This window comes from Marinigracilibium pacificum (assembly GCF_012926615.1).
Classification (GTDB): domain Bacteria; phylum Bacteroidota; class Bacteroidia; order Cytophagales; family Cyclobacteriaceae; genus Mangrovivirga; species Mangrovivirga pacifica.
This window is the reverse complement of record NZ_JABBNU010000010.1, coordinates 27,688-41,955: the sequence shown is the minus strand read 5'-3', so window position 1 is coordinate 41,955 and position 14,268 is coordinate 27,688. Positions and strand designations below refer to the sequence as shown.

The following is a 14,268-nucleotide window of genomic DNA, read 5'->3' as shown; positions in this document are numbered from 1 at the left end:
AATTTTAATTTATTAATATTGAACCGAAAATCTAAATAATCACTTTATTAAATGGCAAAAGTACTAATCATTGGCGCTGGTGGCGTAGGAAGAGTTGTCGTACAGAAATGTGCTTCACTTCCGGAAGTGTTTTCGGAAATTATGCTAGCTAGCCGAACCAAATCAAAATGTGATGTTATAGCGAAAGAAGTTGGTCAGGGACGTGTAGTTACTGCTCAACTTGATGCTGATAATGTCAGTGAGACTGTTGCGTTAATTAATGAGTTCAAACCGTTTATGGTAATCAATGTTGCATTGCCTTACCAGGACCTTGCAATTATGGATGCTTGTCTGGAAACGGGAGTTCATTATCTTGATACTGCTAATTATGAGCCTAAGGATGAAGCAAAATTCGAATACAAATGGCAATGGGCGTATCAGGACAAGTTCAAGGAAAAAGGTCTGATGGCTGTTCTTGGATGTGGTTTTGATCCGGGCGTAACAAGTATTTTTACAGCACGTGCTGCAAAGCATCATTTTGATGAGATACAGTATCTTGATATCGTTGATTGTAATGCGGGTGATCATGGAAAGGCATTCGCCACAAACTTCAACCCTGAAATTAATATCAGAGAGATAACTCAAAAAGGTAAATATTGGGAAAACGGACAGTGGGTGGAAACTGAACCACATGAAATCCACATGGATCTTAACTACCCGAATATTGGGCCAAAAGCTTCTTATTTGATCTATCATGAAGAACTTGAATCTTTAGTAAAGAACTTTCCGACACTTAAAAGAGCAAGATTCTGGATGACTTTCGGTCAGGAATACCTTACTCACCTGAGAGTGATTCAAAACATTGGAATGGCAAGAATTGATGCTGTTAAATTTAAAGGTATTGATATTGTTCCTTTAGAATTTTTAAAAGCTGTTCTTCCGGATCCGGGCGAGCTTGGAGAAAATTATTCTGGTGAAACATCTATCGGATGTCGAATCAGAGGATTAAAAGATGGTAAGGAACAAACTTATTATATCTGGAATAACTGTAAGCACGAAGATGCATATAAAGAGACAGGTGCTCAGGGTGTTTCTTATACTACTGGTGTTCCGGCGATGATTGGTGCTAAGATGATGATCGAAGGAAAATGGAAAGGTGAAGGAGTATTCAATGTTGAAGAATTTAACCCGGATCCATTCCTTGATGACCTTAATAAATACGGTCTGCCATGGCACGAAGAAATTAATGTTGACTTAGAACTTTAATAAGGAATGTTAAATATAATAAAGAGGCTTAATGGCCTCTTTATTTGGTTTTAAAAGATATTTTAATGGCGATTAATTATGAAAATATACCTTCACCTTGTTTTGTCCTGGATAAATCAAGGCTGATTGGAAATCTGGAGTTAATGAACAGGGTTCAGAAAGAGTCCGGTGCCAGTATTATATTGGCATTTAAGGGTTTTGCTATGTGGAGTGTCTTTCCTACTGTCAGGCAATACCTTTCCGGAGCAACTGCAAGTTCATTAAGTGAAGCAAGGTTGTGTTTTGAAGAAATGAAGTCTAAGGCTCACACTTATTCTCCTGCATACCTGCCAGAAGAGTTTGATGAGATTTTAAGTTATTCAAGCCATATAACCTTTAACTCATTAAAACAGGCAGAGACATATAAGGATAGAGTAATGTCTTCGCCCGATAAAGTTTCAATGGGCCTTAGAGTAAATCCGGGATGGTCAGATGTTGAAACCATGCTTTATAATCCTTCGGCACCAGGTTCCAGATTAGGTGTTTCTGATGAAGAATTATCAAACGGATTACCAGATTATATTGAAGGTCTTCATTTTCATGTTTTATGTGAGTCTCCTTCAGAAAGCCTGGTGAAAGTCTTAGAGTCTTTCGAAAAATTATATGGAAAATATTTAGGGCGAGTAAAATGGGTGAATTTTGGCGGAGGTCATTTAATGACCAAAAAAGGTTATAATGTTGAGTTATTAATCGATACCATTCGAAAGTTTAAAGAAAAATATCCTCATCTGGAGGTAATCCTTGAGCCGGGTTCGGCTGCTGCATGGGATACCGGAGTATTAGTTTCCAGAGTTTTAGACATAGTAGAGAGAAAAGGTGTCAAAACAGCCATATTAGATGTTTCCTTTACTGCACATATGCCTGATACGCTCGAAATGCCCTATCGCCCAAGGATTATTGGAGCTGGTGATCCGACAGAAGGAAAGCCGACTTATAAACTTGGTGGAGTAAGTTGCCTGGCTGGTGATTATATGCACGAGTATAGTTTTGATAAGGAATTGAATATCGGTGATAAAGTCATTTTCGAAGATATGATTCATTATACCATGGTTAAGACCACCACTTTTAATGGTATTACTCACCCGTCTATTGCTATTTGGGAGAAAGATAACTCATTGAATGTGGTGAAAGAGTTTGGGTATGAGGATTTTAGAGATAGATTGTCCTGATATTTAAACTATCATATTTAAAGCTTTATTGAAAGGGGAACTACTCCCCTTTTTTTATTGTTAACGATTTAATAATATTTCATATTGGTATAATAATATTTTTTAGAGTATCTTTTATTAACGTAAAGTTTCTAATGTGTGAATTCTTGGTTAAACTTCTCGTTACCGGTTGATAAATTAAACTCAAAGATGATCTTTGATCAATAAAGATCACATGAAGGTCAAACTAATAGACAGTAGTTTAAGAAATAAGGTCAGGCATACAAATTTTACCGCCTGGCATGATTACCTGCCATCGTTTAAGCATCAGGGGTCGTTGGTAATGGTATATAAGGAATTGCTATGGCCTGGAGCAAGATATCAAATCAAAAACAGCCATGATTATACAATTGTTCAATGTAGCTTGTCTGGCAAAAAGTTATTAAAAAACTCTCATTGGGAGGCCACAGTCAATGAAGCCACATCTGTAATACACCGACTTTACCCCGAAACTCCGATAGAAAGCATTAATGCAGAGGAAATACTCCCCTATTTTGGCTATCAATTCTGGTTTAATTCTATGAGCAATGATGTTGATTCTACTTTAATACAGTTAAATGAAGAAGATTTTGCTAATGGAGAAATGATGACCATTTATGAAGCTGGTGATAACGGATTAGAAACCCATGCTTCTTTGAAATATGGTAGCCTTTCCGCAGAAGGTGACTTGATTTACAAACCAAAGACAAGCAACAGCAAAGTGTATATTCATCTTATTGCGGGTAAAATTGAATGTGCAAATGCGGATGAGCTTATCACAATGAACAATGAAGATTCTTTAGAAGTATCTCAAATTGATCAAATCGTTCTAAAACCTATAAAAGATTCTCGTCTTTTCATCATAGAAAACACTCATTCCTGATTATTTTTTAATACTTATATCAATCTGATCCGTATAATGTCAATATTGATAGTGATAAATGTCACACTGTAACTTGAGTTACAAAAGTATTTTTGAGTATGGTTGATGAAAAACTAATAAGACAATATTTACCTCAGTTCACTGATAATGATCTGATTCAGGAAATTTCAAATCGGTCTGGGTATTCTGAACTCAAAGCCGGAGATATACTTATTGAACCTGGTCAGTATATAAAAATGATACCAATCATTTTAGAAGGTGCTATAAAAGTGATGAGGACTGATGATGAGGGACATGAATTATTCCTATATTATCTTGAGCCTATGGAAACATGTGCAGTAAGTCTTACCTGCTGCCGTTCACATAGAAGTAGTGAAATAAAGGCGGTTGCTGAAACTGATATTAAAATGATTAATATACCTGCAGATCTCCATGAAGATTTGGGGAATAAATTCAGGCAATGGAAAGAATATATTGCAGGAACCTACCAATCAAGGTTTGAGGAAGTACTCAAAGTGATTGATGATATAGCTTTCAAACGAATGGATGAAAGACTTCTTAATTACCTTTTGATTAAGAAAAATCAGTTAAACACAAATGAGATTGCTACAACTCACCAGTCAATAGCAAATGAATTAGGGACTTCAAGAGAAGTAATTTCCCGTTTACTTAAAACACTTGAAAAGAAAAAACTGATTGAACTTACCAGAAATAAAATCTTCATTAGAGATAATATCGAAGATTTAATAGGATAAAAGGGCCCATGAGGGCTTTTTTTATGTGAAATCCATACGTGACAATTAGCACAGATATAAGGAAATATGCACTGTACATTTGTAAAAAAATAAAAAGAAAATGTTCAACATATTTAATACGAAAACAAACTTTGAAAACATCGACGGAAATACGTTTCGATCGATGAGCAATGATCCGGATACGATAATTATCGATGTAAGGACAAAAGAAGAGTTTAACTCAGGTAAAATTGAAGGCGCGATAAATTATGATCTGCTGAGTGGTGAGTTTGCATCTGTCATCAGTGAGTTTGATAAGGATAAAACATATTTAATCTATTGCCGAAGCGGAGCAAGAAGTTCAACAGCTTGTAATATGCTTGCAGATCTGGGTTTTCAAAAACTTTATAACCTTAAAGGTGGTATAATATCATACTAAGACATTAAAAGAAAGACATTAAAGAACTAAAATATAACTATAATATCATGGAAAATAAAAATCAATTAATAGAGCAAATTTATACTGGATGTTTAGCTCAAGGTGCATACTATATTGAGTCTAATGGAGAAGCAGCTGTAATTGACCCATTAAGAGATGTAGACAGCTACATTAAGAAAGCTGAATCTCGTGGAGCTAAAATCAAATATATTTTTGAGACTCATTTCCATGCTGATTTCGTTTCTGGTCACCTTGACCTGGCAAAGAAAACTGGTGCACCGATTATCTTCGGACCAAATGCAAAACCATCATTTGATGCGATCATTGCTGAGGATGGCCAGTCTTTCAAAGTTGGAGATTTGGAAATCAAGGTTTTACATACTCCTGGACATACAATGGAATCTTCATGTTTCCTTTTAGAGGAAAATGGAACTCCTAAGTCAGTGTTTACCGGAGATACCTTGTTTATTGGTGACGTAGGAAGACCTGATTTGGCTCAAAAAGTTGGTGAGTTAACTATGGAAGACCTTGCTGGCTATCTTTTTGAAAGTTTAAGGAATAAAATCATGACCTTGCCAAATGATGTAATCGTTTATCCTGGTCATGGAGCAGGATCAGCATGTGGTAAGAACATGAGTAAAGAAACAGTTAGTACTATTGGTGAGCAAAAAGAGTCTAATTATGCATTGCGTGCTGATATGACAAAAGATGAATTCATCAAAGAAGTAACTGATGGATTAACAACCCCGCCTGCCTATTTCCCTATGAATGTGAAGATGAATAAGGAAGGGTATGAAAATATTGACGAGGTAGTTAATCATGGCATGAAATCATTAACTCCTGATGAATTTGAAGCGGTAGCAACTGCAAGTGGAGCCTTAATTCTTGATACTCGTGCTCCTCAGGATTTTGCAAAAGGATTTATTCCTAACAGTATTAATATCGGACTTGATGGTCAGTTTGCTCCTTGGGTTGGTGCTTTAATTCCAATTGATCAGGAAATTTTGATCGTTGCTGAAGTAGGTCGTGAAGAAGAAGCAGTAACAAGACTTGCAAGAGTAGGTTATGACAAAGCTTTGGGTCACTTGAAAGGTGGTTTTGAGTCATGGAAAAACTCTACACATGAAACAGATCATATTCCTTCAATTTCTGCAGAAGAGTTCGCTACTAAATTGAAGAATAATAAAGACGAAGTCGTAGTTGATGTTAGACGTTCAAGTGAATATCAGTCAGAGCATGTGGTAGATGCAATGAATATCGAACTTGACTATATCAATGAGCACATGGCAGAGTTTCCAAAGGATAAACACTTCTTTGTACACTGTAAAGGTGGTTACAGATCGATGATTGCCAGCTCAATCCTTAAATCAAGAGGTTTCGAAAACTTTACAGATGTGGCAGGAGGATTTGATGCAATTGCTCAGCAAGATGTTCCTAAAACAGATTATGTATGTCCTAGTACATTGTAATCAATCAATATACTTTAAATTAGGTCCTCAATTGAGGGCCTTTTTTTATTTATGCCTTACCGTTCATTTTAAGATTTTCAAAAAAAATGTTTTAGCTTAACGAATATTATAAGGAGATTTGCCGTTTATTTGGTATTATTGTAATATAGCTGTATTTATTGTTGATGGACGTCTTTGGCAAAGACCTTAATATTAACTTTCCAATATAGTTTTATTTATAAGTAATTAGTTATCGGTGGTTATTAATCGCTGATATTTAAGAATTGAAATATATTTAATCTTTCATAACCAATAAATTATACCAATCTACTCTAATATTATGGGGGTAAGTAAATTAGATAGTTATTCTAAAGCAGAATTGAGAATTGCAGACCTGTCAAAAGCGTTGGGACACCCTGCAAGAATTGCAATTTTGAAGCATTTATTGAAAGTTAAACAATGTATTAATGGTGAGCTGGTTAATGAATTAAAACTGGCACAAGCTACTGTTTCTCAGCACTTAAGTGAATTGAAAAAAGCAGGAATCATTAATGCAAAAGTTAAAGGTACCTCCATGATCTATTCTATTAATAAAAAGTCCTGGGTAGAAATGGAAAATATCTTCAATGACTTTTTTGCCGAATATACCGGATAAACTAATTGGTGCAACATCGTTATTATTGTAACCTTGTTGCATTAGTGGGTGATTCTTTATTATATTTGGTCATAATACTTATTTATTATGACCAGAGAACAGATAAAAGAACTACTTCATGGACATGAACTGAGGGCCACTCCAGTAAGATTTGAGGTCTTAAAGGTTATTTCGTCTCGTGAGGAAGCTTTTTCTAATAGAGATCTTGAAGATCAGTTACCTGATTTTGACCGGGTAACCTTATACAGAACTCTTCAATCATTTATCGATAAAAGCCTGATTCATAAAATACCTGGTGATTCCGGGAGTGCTTCTTATGCCTTAAGTATTAAATCAGACAAACAAAATTATCAAAGCAGCCATATTCATTTCCAATGCATAATATGTGGCAAGTTAGAATGCTTACCAGATTTTGCTATTCCAATACCAAATCTTCCAACCAATTATAAAATGACCGAAATAAGTATGGTCGTTAAAGGCAAATGTGATCAATGCAATGAATAGATATATTTTATTGTTGGTAATTTTTAGTTTCACTTCAATAAAAGGATTTACATTTCAACAAAATCCTTGTGATCATATTATTAAAGGAGTGATTTATGATTTAAATACCCGGCAGCCCCTACCCTTTGCTACAGTTCGTATTGATGGGACAGATAAAGGAGCTAATGCTGATGTAAATGGTGTTTTTATTATAACTAATATTTGTCAAAAGGAAGTTGATTTGATAATTTCTTATGTTGGATATAAAACATTAGTTCATCATCATGATGTCTATCATAAGGATCCAAAGATTTATTTAGCAATTGAATCTGAATTTTTAGAAGGCGTTACAGTCGAGGGTGAAAAAAGCAAGGGAGCTTATCAGTCGCAAGCAATTGAAACAGTAGATAAAACAGCTTTAGATCTTTCCGTAGGTAAAAATCTGGGAATGCTGACTAGAGAATTGCCTGGTGTTTCAATGATTTCTACTGGTTCAAATATCGTTAAGCCAATGATTCATGGATTGTACGGCAATCGAATCTTAATTCTAAATAATGGAGTAAGGCACGCATTTCAAAATTGGGGTAAAGACCATGGGCCTGAAATTGATCTTTCATCGATTGATGAACTAAGTGTTATTAAAGGCGCTTCATCTGTAAGATATGGAGCAGAAGCAATGGGTGGTGTAGTATTGATAGATACTGAAAAGCCGGAGCTACATCAGGAGTTATCCGGTGATATCACTCTTAAAGGTGAGTCTAATGGCAGAGGATATGGCGGAGATTTTAGCCTTTCAAAAGGAGGACACAGGATAGCTGCAAAAATTTCTGCAAATTATTATCGTCGAGGCGATATGAAAGCCCCAGACTATAATCTGACAAATACCGGAAGTGAGGAATTTAGTAGTCTTGGTATGTTGCGATACCATAAGGAAGGTTTTAATGCTAATGCAATCGTGTCATATACAAAACAAGATTATGGAATATTAACCGGATCGGTTGTTAGTAGTTTGGAAGATCTTGACATTGCAATGACAGAAGAACCTCCTGAAGGAACGAAAAGCTTTGGCTATGACATAAATACTCCGAGGCAAGAAGGTGAACACATCTTTTCAAAGTTTGAATCTTCTCAAAACTTTGGAGATAATCTGATTACGGCATTTTATTCATTTCAAAAGAATTTCCGTAAGGAGTTTGATATCAGAAGGGGAACAAATAATGGTGTGCCTTCGATTAATTTAGATCTTACTACTCATCAGGCAGAGCTTAACCTGTCTCATCATTCCATTGCAGGGTTTGAAGGAATAATCGGAGCCCAGTGGATTTATCAGGATAATGATAATATTCAGGGAACAAATACGAATCAATTTATTCCGAATTATCAAAATACTGGTATTGGTGCTTTCATTACTGAATCTAAATATTTTGGAAAATCAATATTTGAATTTGGGATAAGGTATGATTATTCATTCTTATCTGTATTAGGCTTTGATGATCGGCTGGAATTATATTCTGGTGAGGTGTCTTTCAATAATTTTTCATTCAATGCGGGGTATCAGTTTGGAGGAGATAAAATGGATGCTAAAATTAATATTGGAAGCGCATGGCGACCTCCTAATGTAGCTGAACTTTATTCGTTCGGAAAACACCAATCGTCTGTGATAACCTATGGTTTATTGAGGTATTATTTTGATGAGAATAATTTCCCGAAAACTGATAAAGTATTTCAGCCTGAAGAAAAAGATATCTCTGCGGAAAAAGCCTTCACTTTAAATACAGCTTTAAATTATAATCCGGGTAACTGGAAGACTGAACTAACTATTTTTGGGAATTATATTATTGATTACATATACGAGAGACCGTCAGGTATTACCGAAACAGTCAGAGGGGCCTTTCCTATATACGTTTACGCTATTACCGATGCCCTTGTCAGCGGCATAAATGGTAAAGTGTCAATTAACAGTTTAACACTTGGAGAATCAGCATTAAGATTTGATTATACCTATGGTAGAAATTTAAAAGACGGGACATCTTTTATAGATATCCCTCCTTTTCAGTTGCGCTTTTCTCAAAAAAAATCGTTCAGCGATGTTTGGATATTTAAAGAATTGACACCAATTATCTCTGTTGAGCATGTTTTTGAACAAAACAATGCACCAAGAACGATAACTCCCGGAGAAATTATTGAAGCTGCCGATAAGGGTATAGACTTATTTGCTGAAGATTCATCGATATTTGATTTCAAAGACGCACCAAAAGCTTACACGCTTTTGAATTTCGACGTTTTAGCAACCATAAATTCACAATGCGACATACGTTTTTCCGTTTACAACATAGTGAACACAAGCTACAGGATGTATACAAATAGAATAAGATATTATGCTGATGAGCCGGGATTAAATTTCAGGTTATCAGTTAATTATAAGTTTTAAAAAAATCTTACAACTATTTGCAATTCTGTTGCAAATGTAATAATGTTGCATAAACACAATAAATTATAATCAATGAAAAAGTTTAAGTATTTAACACTAGCACTATTAGTAGGTTTTGGTTTACAGTCATGCTCAGAAGACGAGGCTCCGGCGAAGGAAAATGAAGAGGAAGTGATTGATAAGGTAGTATTGACATTTACTCCTGATGGTGGTGGAGATGCTATTGTAGTGACTGCTACTGATCCGGATGGTGAAGGCTCTGCTCCTTTTGAAACTCCTCAAATTAATTTGGCTGCTTCAACTAGTTACACACTCGATCTTGGTTTCTTCAACACAGCAACTGATGAAAATATTTCTGATGAGGTAGCTGCTGAAGGTAATGAGCATATGATTTTTTATGGTTGGACTCAAGGAATGTTTACTAATCCTGAAGGAGACGGAAACATAGAAATGAGAGATGATGACGTTAATTATGAAGATTATGACAGTAATCAGCTACCAGTAGGTCTTGAAACACTTTGGGGAACAGGAGATGCTGCATCTGGAAGTTTCAGATTTGTATTAAAGCATCAGCCAGGTCTAAAAACAGCTTCATCAACAGTTGAAACAGGTGAAACTGATATTGATTTAGAATTTGATTTGGTTATCGAATAAATAGGTTAAGTAAATTTTATCAAAAGCCTGCTGATTCATCGGCGGGCTTTTTTTTGATCTTGGTAAAAGATCCTTTAAACTTTTTAGATAATTTCTTTTTTGAGGTTGTTCCTTTATTGATCAAATTGACAAATAAAAAGATAACAGCTCCCAAGCTACAAAAGAAAAAAATGAAATTAGGATTGCCTGTGATTTCGTAATATGTAATTCCCGGAATTGTCATTACCGCCGCTCCTGCTATTGCAGATAAGAATAACGATAGGTAGAATTGATATCTTTGGTGTTTATTAGACATTTCAATCTATTCGAGAGATTCGAAATTAATTATATTTTTTAAAAACAACACAATTAATTAGATAGATATATTTAATAAATATCTAATAATTACATTATGTGTTGATAAAATATTGATTATTGGCTTTTGCAAATGGAAAGTCAATTTTTGGTATAGTGGCGATTCCTTTAAAATTATCTACTTTTGCAACAAATATTTTGATATGAATAAATATTCATCTGCTGAGGATACAATTATTGCATTAGCCACTGCTCCGGGTGTTGGAGCTATAGCGGTAATCAGGTTATCGGGAAAAGAAGCCTTCTCAATAGCCGCAAAAATGTTCCGTGGAAAAGATCCTCAGAGCCAGCCTTCTCATACTTTACATTTTGGAACAATAAGAGATGGAAAGCGAATTATTGATGAAGTTGTACTATCCTTATTTAAAGGTCCTAAATCCTTCACCAAGGAAGATGTGGTTGAAATTTCATGCCATGGTTCGCAATATATTGTCAAGGAGATTATCCAGCTATCATTAAAACACGGTGCGAGGTTAGCCAGGCCCGGAGAGTTTACAATGAGAGCTTTTATGAATGGTCAGTTTGACCTAGCTCAGGCAGAAGCAGTAGCAGACTTAATCAATGCTGATTCTGATGCTGCCCATAGTGCTGCCCTGTCTCAAATGAGAGGTGGATTTAGTAAAGAGATTGATGATTTAAGAACTGAGCTAATCAATTTTGCTTCTCTAATAGAACTGGAGCTGGATTTTTCTGAGGAAGATGTTGAGTTTGCTCAACGTGAAGAACTGAGAGCCCTGGTTGAGAAGCTTTACACAGTCATATCAAAATTATTAAAAAGCTTCGATTATGGTAATGTGATTAAAAAAGGTATTCCAACTGTTATTGCTGGGAAACCTAATGCCGGGAAGTCTACCCTTCTCAATGCATTATTAAACGAAGAAAAAGCCATCGTATCGGATATCCCGGGCACTACCCGAGATTTTATCGAGGATGAAATGGTAATCGAGGGAGTCTCCTTCAGGTTTATTGATACCGCAGGTATTCGTGAGACTATCGATAAGATTGAAGCCATGGGTGTGGCCAAGACCCACGAGAAAATGGGCCAGGCATCCTTGATTCTTTATTTATTTGATTTAAGTACCGATTCGATTAGTGATGTATTGCAGGAAGTTAATCGTCTGGAGAATCTTGGGAAGCCATTTATAGCAGTTGGCAATAAGATTGATATTGCACCAGAAGATAAAGTAGAAACCTTGAGAAAGAACGATCATTTCGTATTTATCTCAGCCGGGAAGCTGGAAAATATAGATGATCTAAAAGATAAAATCTCTGAGAAGGTTCATCTGGATAATTTCAAAACCGGAGATACCATGGTAACCAATGCCCGTCACTATGAGGCATTATTGAGAACACAAACAGCACTTCAGGAAGTGTTGCGAGGCCTTGATCTTCAGGTAACTAATGACTTTCTGGCAATGGACATCCGCCAGGCATTACATCACCTCGGGGAGATTACCGGGCAGATCACCACTGACGACTTGTTGGGGAATATTTTTAGTAAGTTTTGTATCGGTAAATAAGTTATAAGGCTTATATTTTTTCTGACAAATAGGTGTAATTATACCTATTTCAAAATTATAGACATTTTTAAGTTATTAATATTTAAATATTACAACTTGTCTTTACACGAATATTCAGACATATAATTAACTGGTAATTTACTGCCGCTTGATTTTACCCTTTGAATAAAATTATCACACTCATTTTCTGTCATTATGTTCTTTTTGAGTGCCTCACATAAAAAGTCCATAGTGGTTAAATAATCTATGGAATGCATTTTACAATAATGGGCGATATCTTTTAAATTACTACTGGCGAGTATATCTTTTGAATGTCTTACGATTGCTAAACTGGCAGCTTCCCCATCTCCTTTGAACAATGATTTTTTAATGTAGAAATACTCCATCATAATTTCCTCATCTTCAGGAAAATCCATTACCTCAATTAATTTGAATTTAATCAGGTTATCAACTTCCTGTTTCTTCCTTTTAAACCTGCTAAGCTCATCATAAACTTTATCAACCATTTTAATTTTATAGTGGGGGAATATTTTAGGAAGAGTCAAAATAGCACCACCAAGGATAAAATGGGAAATAACATCAGTATCGATAAGAATTATTCGGTTTTTACTCTCCATTATTCTCCAGCTCTTCTATTTCATCAGTATTCATTCCCATATCCAGTAATAAAGAATAATAGTGGCTCTCAGAAATCACTTCATTATCATATAGGTTTCTGGCAAGGGTACCATAGTCTCCAATTAATTCATTATGATTGCCTGGTTCATAAATATCGATGGAATAACCATACTGGATGGCACTTTTTTTAACTGATTGATTAAAGAATTCTAATCTTGATTTTGAAATGATATCAAGATTTTTTAATCGATATAAACAAGCTGCTCGTGAACAGGAAAAGTATTGTTCTATTTTAAGAATTGTTTCCAGTTTAATTTTGTCTTTGCCAAGCTCCTCATCAGGTATTAATGACTTCACTCCATTTTCCGGTAAAAGAAGGTGGGCGGCAAATACATCTGCATTATATTCTTCAGGATCTTTTTTTATAAAAGCTCCTGCATTACAAATCATTGATGTGAAATTCTCCTGAATAAATAAATGGTATAATTCGTGGCAGATAGTAAAGTGCTGGTGACCTAAAGATTTATTGCTATTTATTAATATAAATCGTTTGACTTCCTTTTCATCACTCACTTTCATAGCCATTCCCGAAAAACTATCACTTAAAGGTTTGAATGCGGTGAGAATATTTAATTTGTATAGCAAACTTTTAAGATGAATGCTATCATTGCTTCCTAACCCATTCTTATTTCTGAAATCATTGGCTTTTTTTTCTAAAATCAGTTGGTTCATTTAACCATTGCTTTTTTCATTGATAAATAATTTAAGACTATCTTTTTGAATTGTGCTATTTGATCAAGATCCTCATTGCTCAATGAATCTGAGCGAAATGCCAAAGCCATTTTTACATTATTTGCTTCCGGATCGGTTTCGTAGAAGTCATATTCATCAATGCCAAACAGACTGGCAGCTTTGGATAATACTTTTACGGGGATTTTTCTTTTGTTATTTTCATAATAACTAATTTCCTCTCTGGTTACATTCAGATAATTCGCAACCTGGTCTTGAGTTAAGCCATTATGTTCCCTGTATAATTTAAAATTATTGCCAACTATATTATCACGGGTCATTTTTGAAGAGGGTTGTTTGTCATGTTTTCGTGTTACAAAATAAGCCAATTTAATTCAAATATCAAATTTTGTAACAACATTGAGTGTAAATAAGTTTGACTTATTAGTTTAATATATAATAATTAGTTTAGATGATAATTTTTTATCAGTTTTGATTTATTTGAAGGTTGTTTATTGTAATAGTTTTAAATCTAAGATAGCTTCTAATTTGGTGATTGAGTCATTTGAGAAGTTTTCTCTGCCTTTGACATATTTACTTACAACTTGAGGGCTCACATTTAATTCTGTTGCCAGACGATCATGGCTCCAGCCGTTTTCATCAAGGGCATCGAGAATTTTTAAGGCAATAGCAGATGACTTCTTTAGCCAGGCTTGATTTTGTTTTCCAAACCTGACTTTTTCTTTCCATCCTCCTTTCGGACTTGGTTTGGAAATTCGCTTCAGTTTATCTTCTACTTTGGTCATGGTTTAATTTAATTAACAATTAAACAAATACTTATTATAAATC

Annotated in this window: 16 protein-coding genes; 11 read left to right on the top strand and 5 right to left on the bottom strand. The window is 35.0% G+C overall.

Going from position 1 to position 14,268, the window contains the following annotated elements:
* Nucleotides 1-51: 51 nt before the first annotated feature.
* The 10 genes from HH304_RS15725 to HH304_RS15680 all read left to right on the top strand — a co-directional run bounded on the left by HH304_RS15725 (nt 52) and on the right by HH304_RS15680 (nt 10,198).
* A complete protein-coding gene (locus HH304_RS15725) occupies nt 52-1,245 on the top strand; it encodes a saccharopine dehydrogenase family protein (protein ID WP_169683382.1) in 1,194 nt (397 codons plus the stop codon).
* A gap of 65 nt (nt 1,246-1,310) precedes the next feature.
* On the top strand, nt 1,311-2,453 hold the full coding sequence (nspC, locus tag HH304_RS15720) for a carboxynorspermidine decarboxylase (protein WP_169683380.1): 1,143 nt from the start codon (nt 1,311-1,313) through the stop codon (nt 2,451-2,453).
* 214 nt (nt 2,454-2,667) lie between these two features.
* A complete protein-coding gene (locus HH304_RS15715; RefSeq protein ID WP_169683378.1) occupies nt 2,668-3,354 on the top strand; it encodes a hypothetical protein in 687 nt (228 codons plus the stop codon).
* A 98-nt stretch (nt 3,355-3,452) separates the two neighbouring features.
* On the top strand, nt 3,453-4,109 hold the full coding sequence (locus HH304_RS15710) for a Crp/Fnr family transcriptional regulator (RefSeq protein ID WP_169683376.1): 657 nt from the start codon (nt 3,453-3,455) through the stop codon (nt 4,107-4,109).
* A 100-nt stretch (nt 4,110-4,209) separates the two neighbouring features.
* A complete protein-coding gene (locus tag HH304_RS15705) occupies nt 4,210-4,527 on the top strand; it encodes a rhodanese-like domain-containing protein (RefSeq protein WP_169683374.1) in 318 nt (105 codons plus the stop codon).
* Nucleotides 4,528-4,574: 47 nt separating this feature from the next.
* Complete coding sequence (locus HH304_RS15700; protein ID WP_169683372.1) at nt 4,575-5,996, top strand: MBL fold metallo-hydrolase; 1,422 nt, start codon at nt 4,575-4,577, stop codon at nt 5,994-5,996.
* A 319-nt stretch (nt 5,997-6,315) separates the two neighbouring features.
* Complete coding sequence (locus tag HH304_RS15695) at nt 6,316-6,630, top strand: ArsR/SmtB family transcription factor (RefSeq protein ID WP_169683370.1); 315 nt, start codon at nt 6,316-6,318, stop codon at nt 6,628-6,630.
* An 87-nt stretch (nt 6,631-6,717) separates the two neighbouring features.
* On the top strand, nt 6,718-7,134 hold the full coding sequence (locus HH304_RS15690) for a Fur family transcriptional regulator (protein ID WP_169683368.1): 417 nt from the start codon (nt 6,718-6,720) through the stop codon (nt 7,132-7,134).
* Entirely contained in the window at nt 7,127-9,544 is a 2,418-nt protein-coding gene (locus HH304_RS15685) for a TonB-dependent receptor (protein ID WP_169683366.1), read from the top strand. Before HH304_RS15690 ends, HH304_RS15685 begins: the two co-directional genes overlap by 8 nt.
* A 72-nt stretch (nt 9,545-9,616) precedes the next feature.
* A complete protein-coding gene (locus HH304_RS15680) occupies nt 9,617-10,198 on the top strand; it encodes a hypothetical protein (RefSeq protein ID WP_169683364.1) in 582 nt (193 codons plus the stop codon).
* Nucleotides 10,199-10,217: 19 nt separating this feature from the next.
* On the opposite strand, the gene HH304_RS15675 is transcribed toward HH304_RS15680, so the two are convergent.
* Nucleotides 10,218-10,493 (bottom strand): hypothetical protein, encoded by a 276-nt coding sequence (locus tag HH304_RS15675; protein ID WP_169683362.1) that lies wholly within the window; start codon nt 10,491-10,493, stop codon nt 10,218-10,220.
* A 202-nt stretch (nt 10,494-10,695) separates the two neighbouring features.
* On the opposite strand from HH304_RS15675, the gene mnmE reads away from it, so the two are divergent.
* Nucleotides 10,696-12,072: a tRNA uridine-5-carboxymethylaminomethyl(34) synthesis GTPase MnmE gene (mnmE, locus tag HH304_RS15670; protein WP_169683360.1), complete on the top strand. Its 1,377-nt coding sequence runs from the start codon at nt 10,696-10,698 to the stop codon at nt 12,070-12,072.
* An 89-nt stretch (nt 12,073-12,161) separates the two neighbouring features.
* Here mnmE and HH304_RS15665 read toward each other — a convergent pair whose 3' ends face one another.
* From HH304_RS15665 to HH304_RS15650, 4 genes are all read right to left on the bottom strand, one after another.
* The gene (locus tag HH304_RS15665; protein ID WP_169683358.1) at nt 12,162-12,689 is read right to left on the bottom strand and encodes a hypothetical protein; all 528 of its coding nucleotides are present in this window, start codon (nt 12,687-12,689) and stop codon (nt 12,162-12,164) included.
* Entirely contained in the window at nt 12,679-13,422 is a 744-nt protein-coding gene (locus HH304_RS15660) for an ImmA/IrrE family metallo-endopeptidase (protein ID WP_169683357.1), read from the bottom strand. The genes HH304_RS15665 and HH304_RS15660 overlap by 11 nt, the downstream gene beginning before the upstream one ends.
* Nucleotides 13,419-13,760, bottom strand: a complete 342-nt coding sequence (locus HH304_RS15655; RefSeq protein ID WP_169683355.1) for a helix-turn-helix domain-containing protein — start codon at nt 13,758-13,760, stop codon at nt 13,419-13,421. The genes HH304_RS15660 and HH304_RS15655 overlap by 4 nt, the downstream gene beginning before the upstream one ends.
* 171 nt (nt 13,761-13,931) lie before the next feature.
* The gene (locus tag HH304_RS15650) at nt 13,932-14,225 is read right to left on the bottom strand and encodes a helix-turn-helix domain-containing protein (RefSeq protein ID WP_169683353.1); all 294 of its coding nucleotides are present in this window, start codon (nt 14,223-14,225) and stop codon (nt 13,932-13,934) included.
* Nucleotides 14,226-14,268: the final 43 nt, after the last annotated feature.

Coding starts and splice junctions, on each gene's coding strand:
- HH304_RS15650 (WP_169683353.1), bottom strand. CDS start 14,225: ATGACCAAAGTAGAAGATAAACTGAAGCGAATTTCCAAACCAAGTCCG.
- HH304_RS15710 (WP_169683376.1), top strand. CDS start 3,453: ATGGTTGATGAAAAACTAATAAGACAATATTTACCTCAGTTCACTGAT.
- mnmE (WP_169683360.1), top strand. CDS start 10,696: ATGAATAAATATTCATCTGCTGAGGATACAATTATTGCATTAGCCACT.
- HH304_RS15660 (WP_169683357.1), bottom strand. CDS start 13,422: ATGAACCAACTGATTTTAGAAAAAAAAGCCAATGATTTCAGAAATAAG.
- HH304_RS15665 (WP_169683358.1), bottom strand. CDS start 12,689: ATGGAGAGTAAAAACCGAATAATTCTTATCGATACTGATGTTATTTCC.
- HH304_RS15685 (WP_169683366.1), top strand. CDS start 7,127: ATGAATAGATATATTTTATTGTTGGTAATTTTTAGTTTCACTTCAATA.
- HH304_RS15690 (WP_169683368.1), top strand. CDS start 6,718: ATGACCAGAGAACAGATAAAAGAACTACTTCATGGACATGAACTGAGG.
- HH304_RS15705 (WP_169683374.1), top strand. CDS start 4,210: ATGTTCAACATATTTAATACGAAAACAAACTTTGAAAACATCGACGGA.
- HH304_RS15680 (WP_169683364.1), top strand. CDS start 9,617: ATGAAAAAGTTTAAGTATTTAACACTAGCACTATTAGTAGGTTTTGGT.
- nspC (WP_169683380.1), top strand. CDS start 1,311: ATGGCGATTAATTATGAAAATATACCTTCACCTTGTTTTGTCCTGGAT.
- HH304_RS15655 (WP_169683355.1), bottom strand. CDS start 13,760: ATGACCCGTGATAATATAGTTGGCAATAATTTTAAATTATACAGGGAA.
- HH304_RS15715 (WP_169683378.1), top strand. CDS start 2,668: ATGAAGGTCAAACTAATAGACAGTAGTTTAAGAAATAAGGTCAGGCAT.
- HH304_RS15675 (WP_169683362.1), bottom strand. CDS start 10,493: ATGTCTAATAAACACCAAAGATATCAATTCTACCTATCGTTATTCTTA.
- HH304_RS15725 (WP_169683382.1), top strand. CDS start 52: ATGGCAAAAGTACTAATCATTGGCGCTGGTGGCGTAGGAAGAGTTGTC.
- HH304_RS15695 (WP_169683370.1), top strand. CDS start 6,316: ATGGGGGTAAGTAAATTAGATAGTTATTCTAAAGCAGAATTGAGAATT.
- HH304_RS15700 (WP_169683372.1), top strand. CDS start 4,575: ATGGAAAATAAAAATCAATTAATAGAGCAAATTTATACTGGATGTTTA.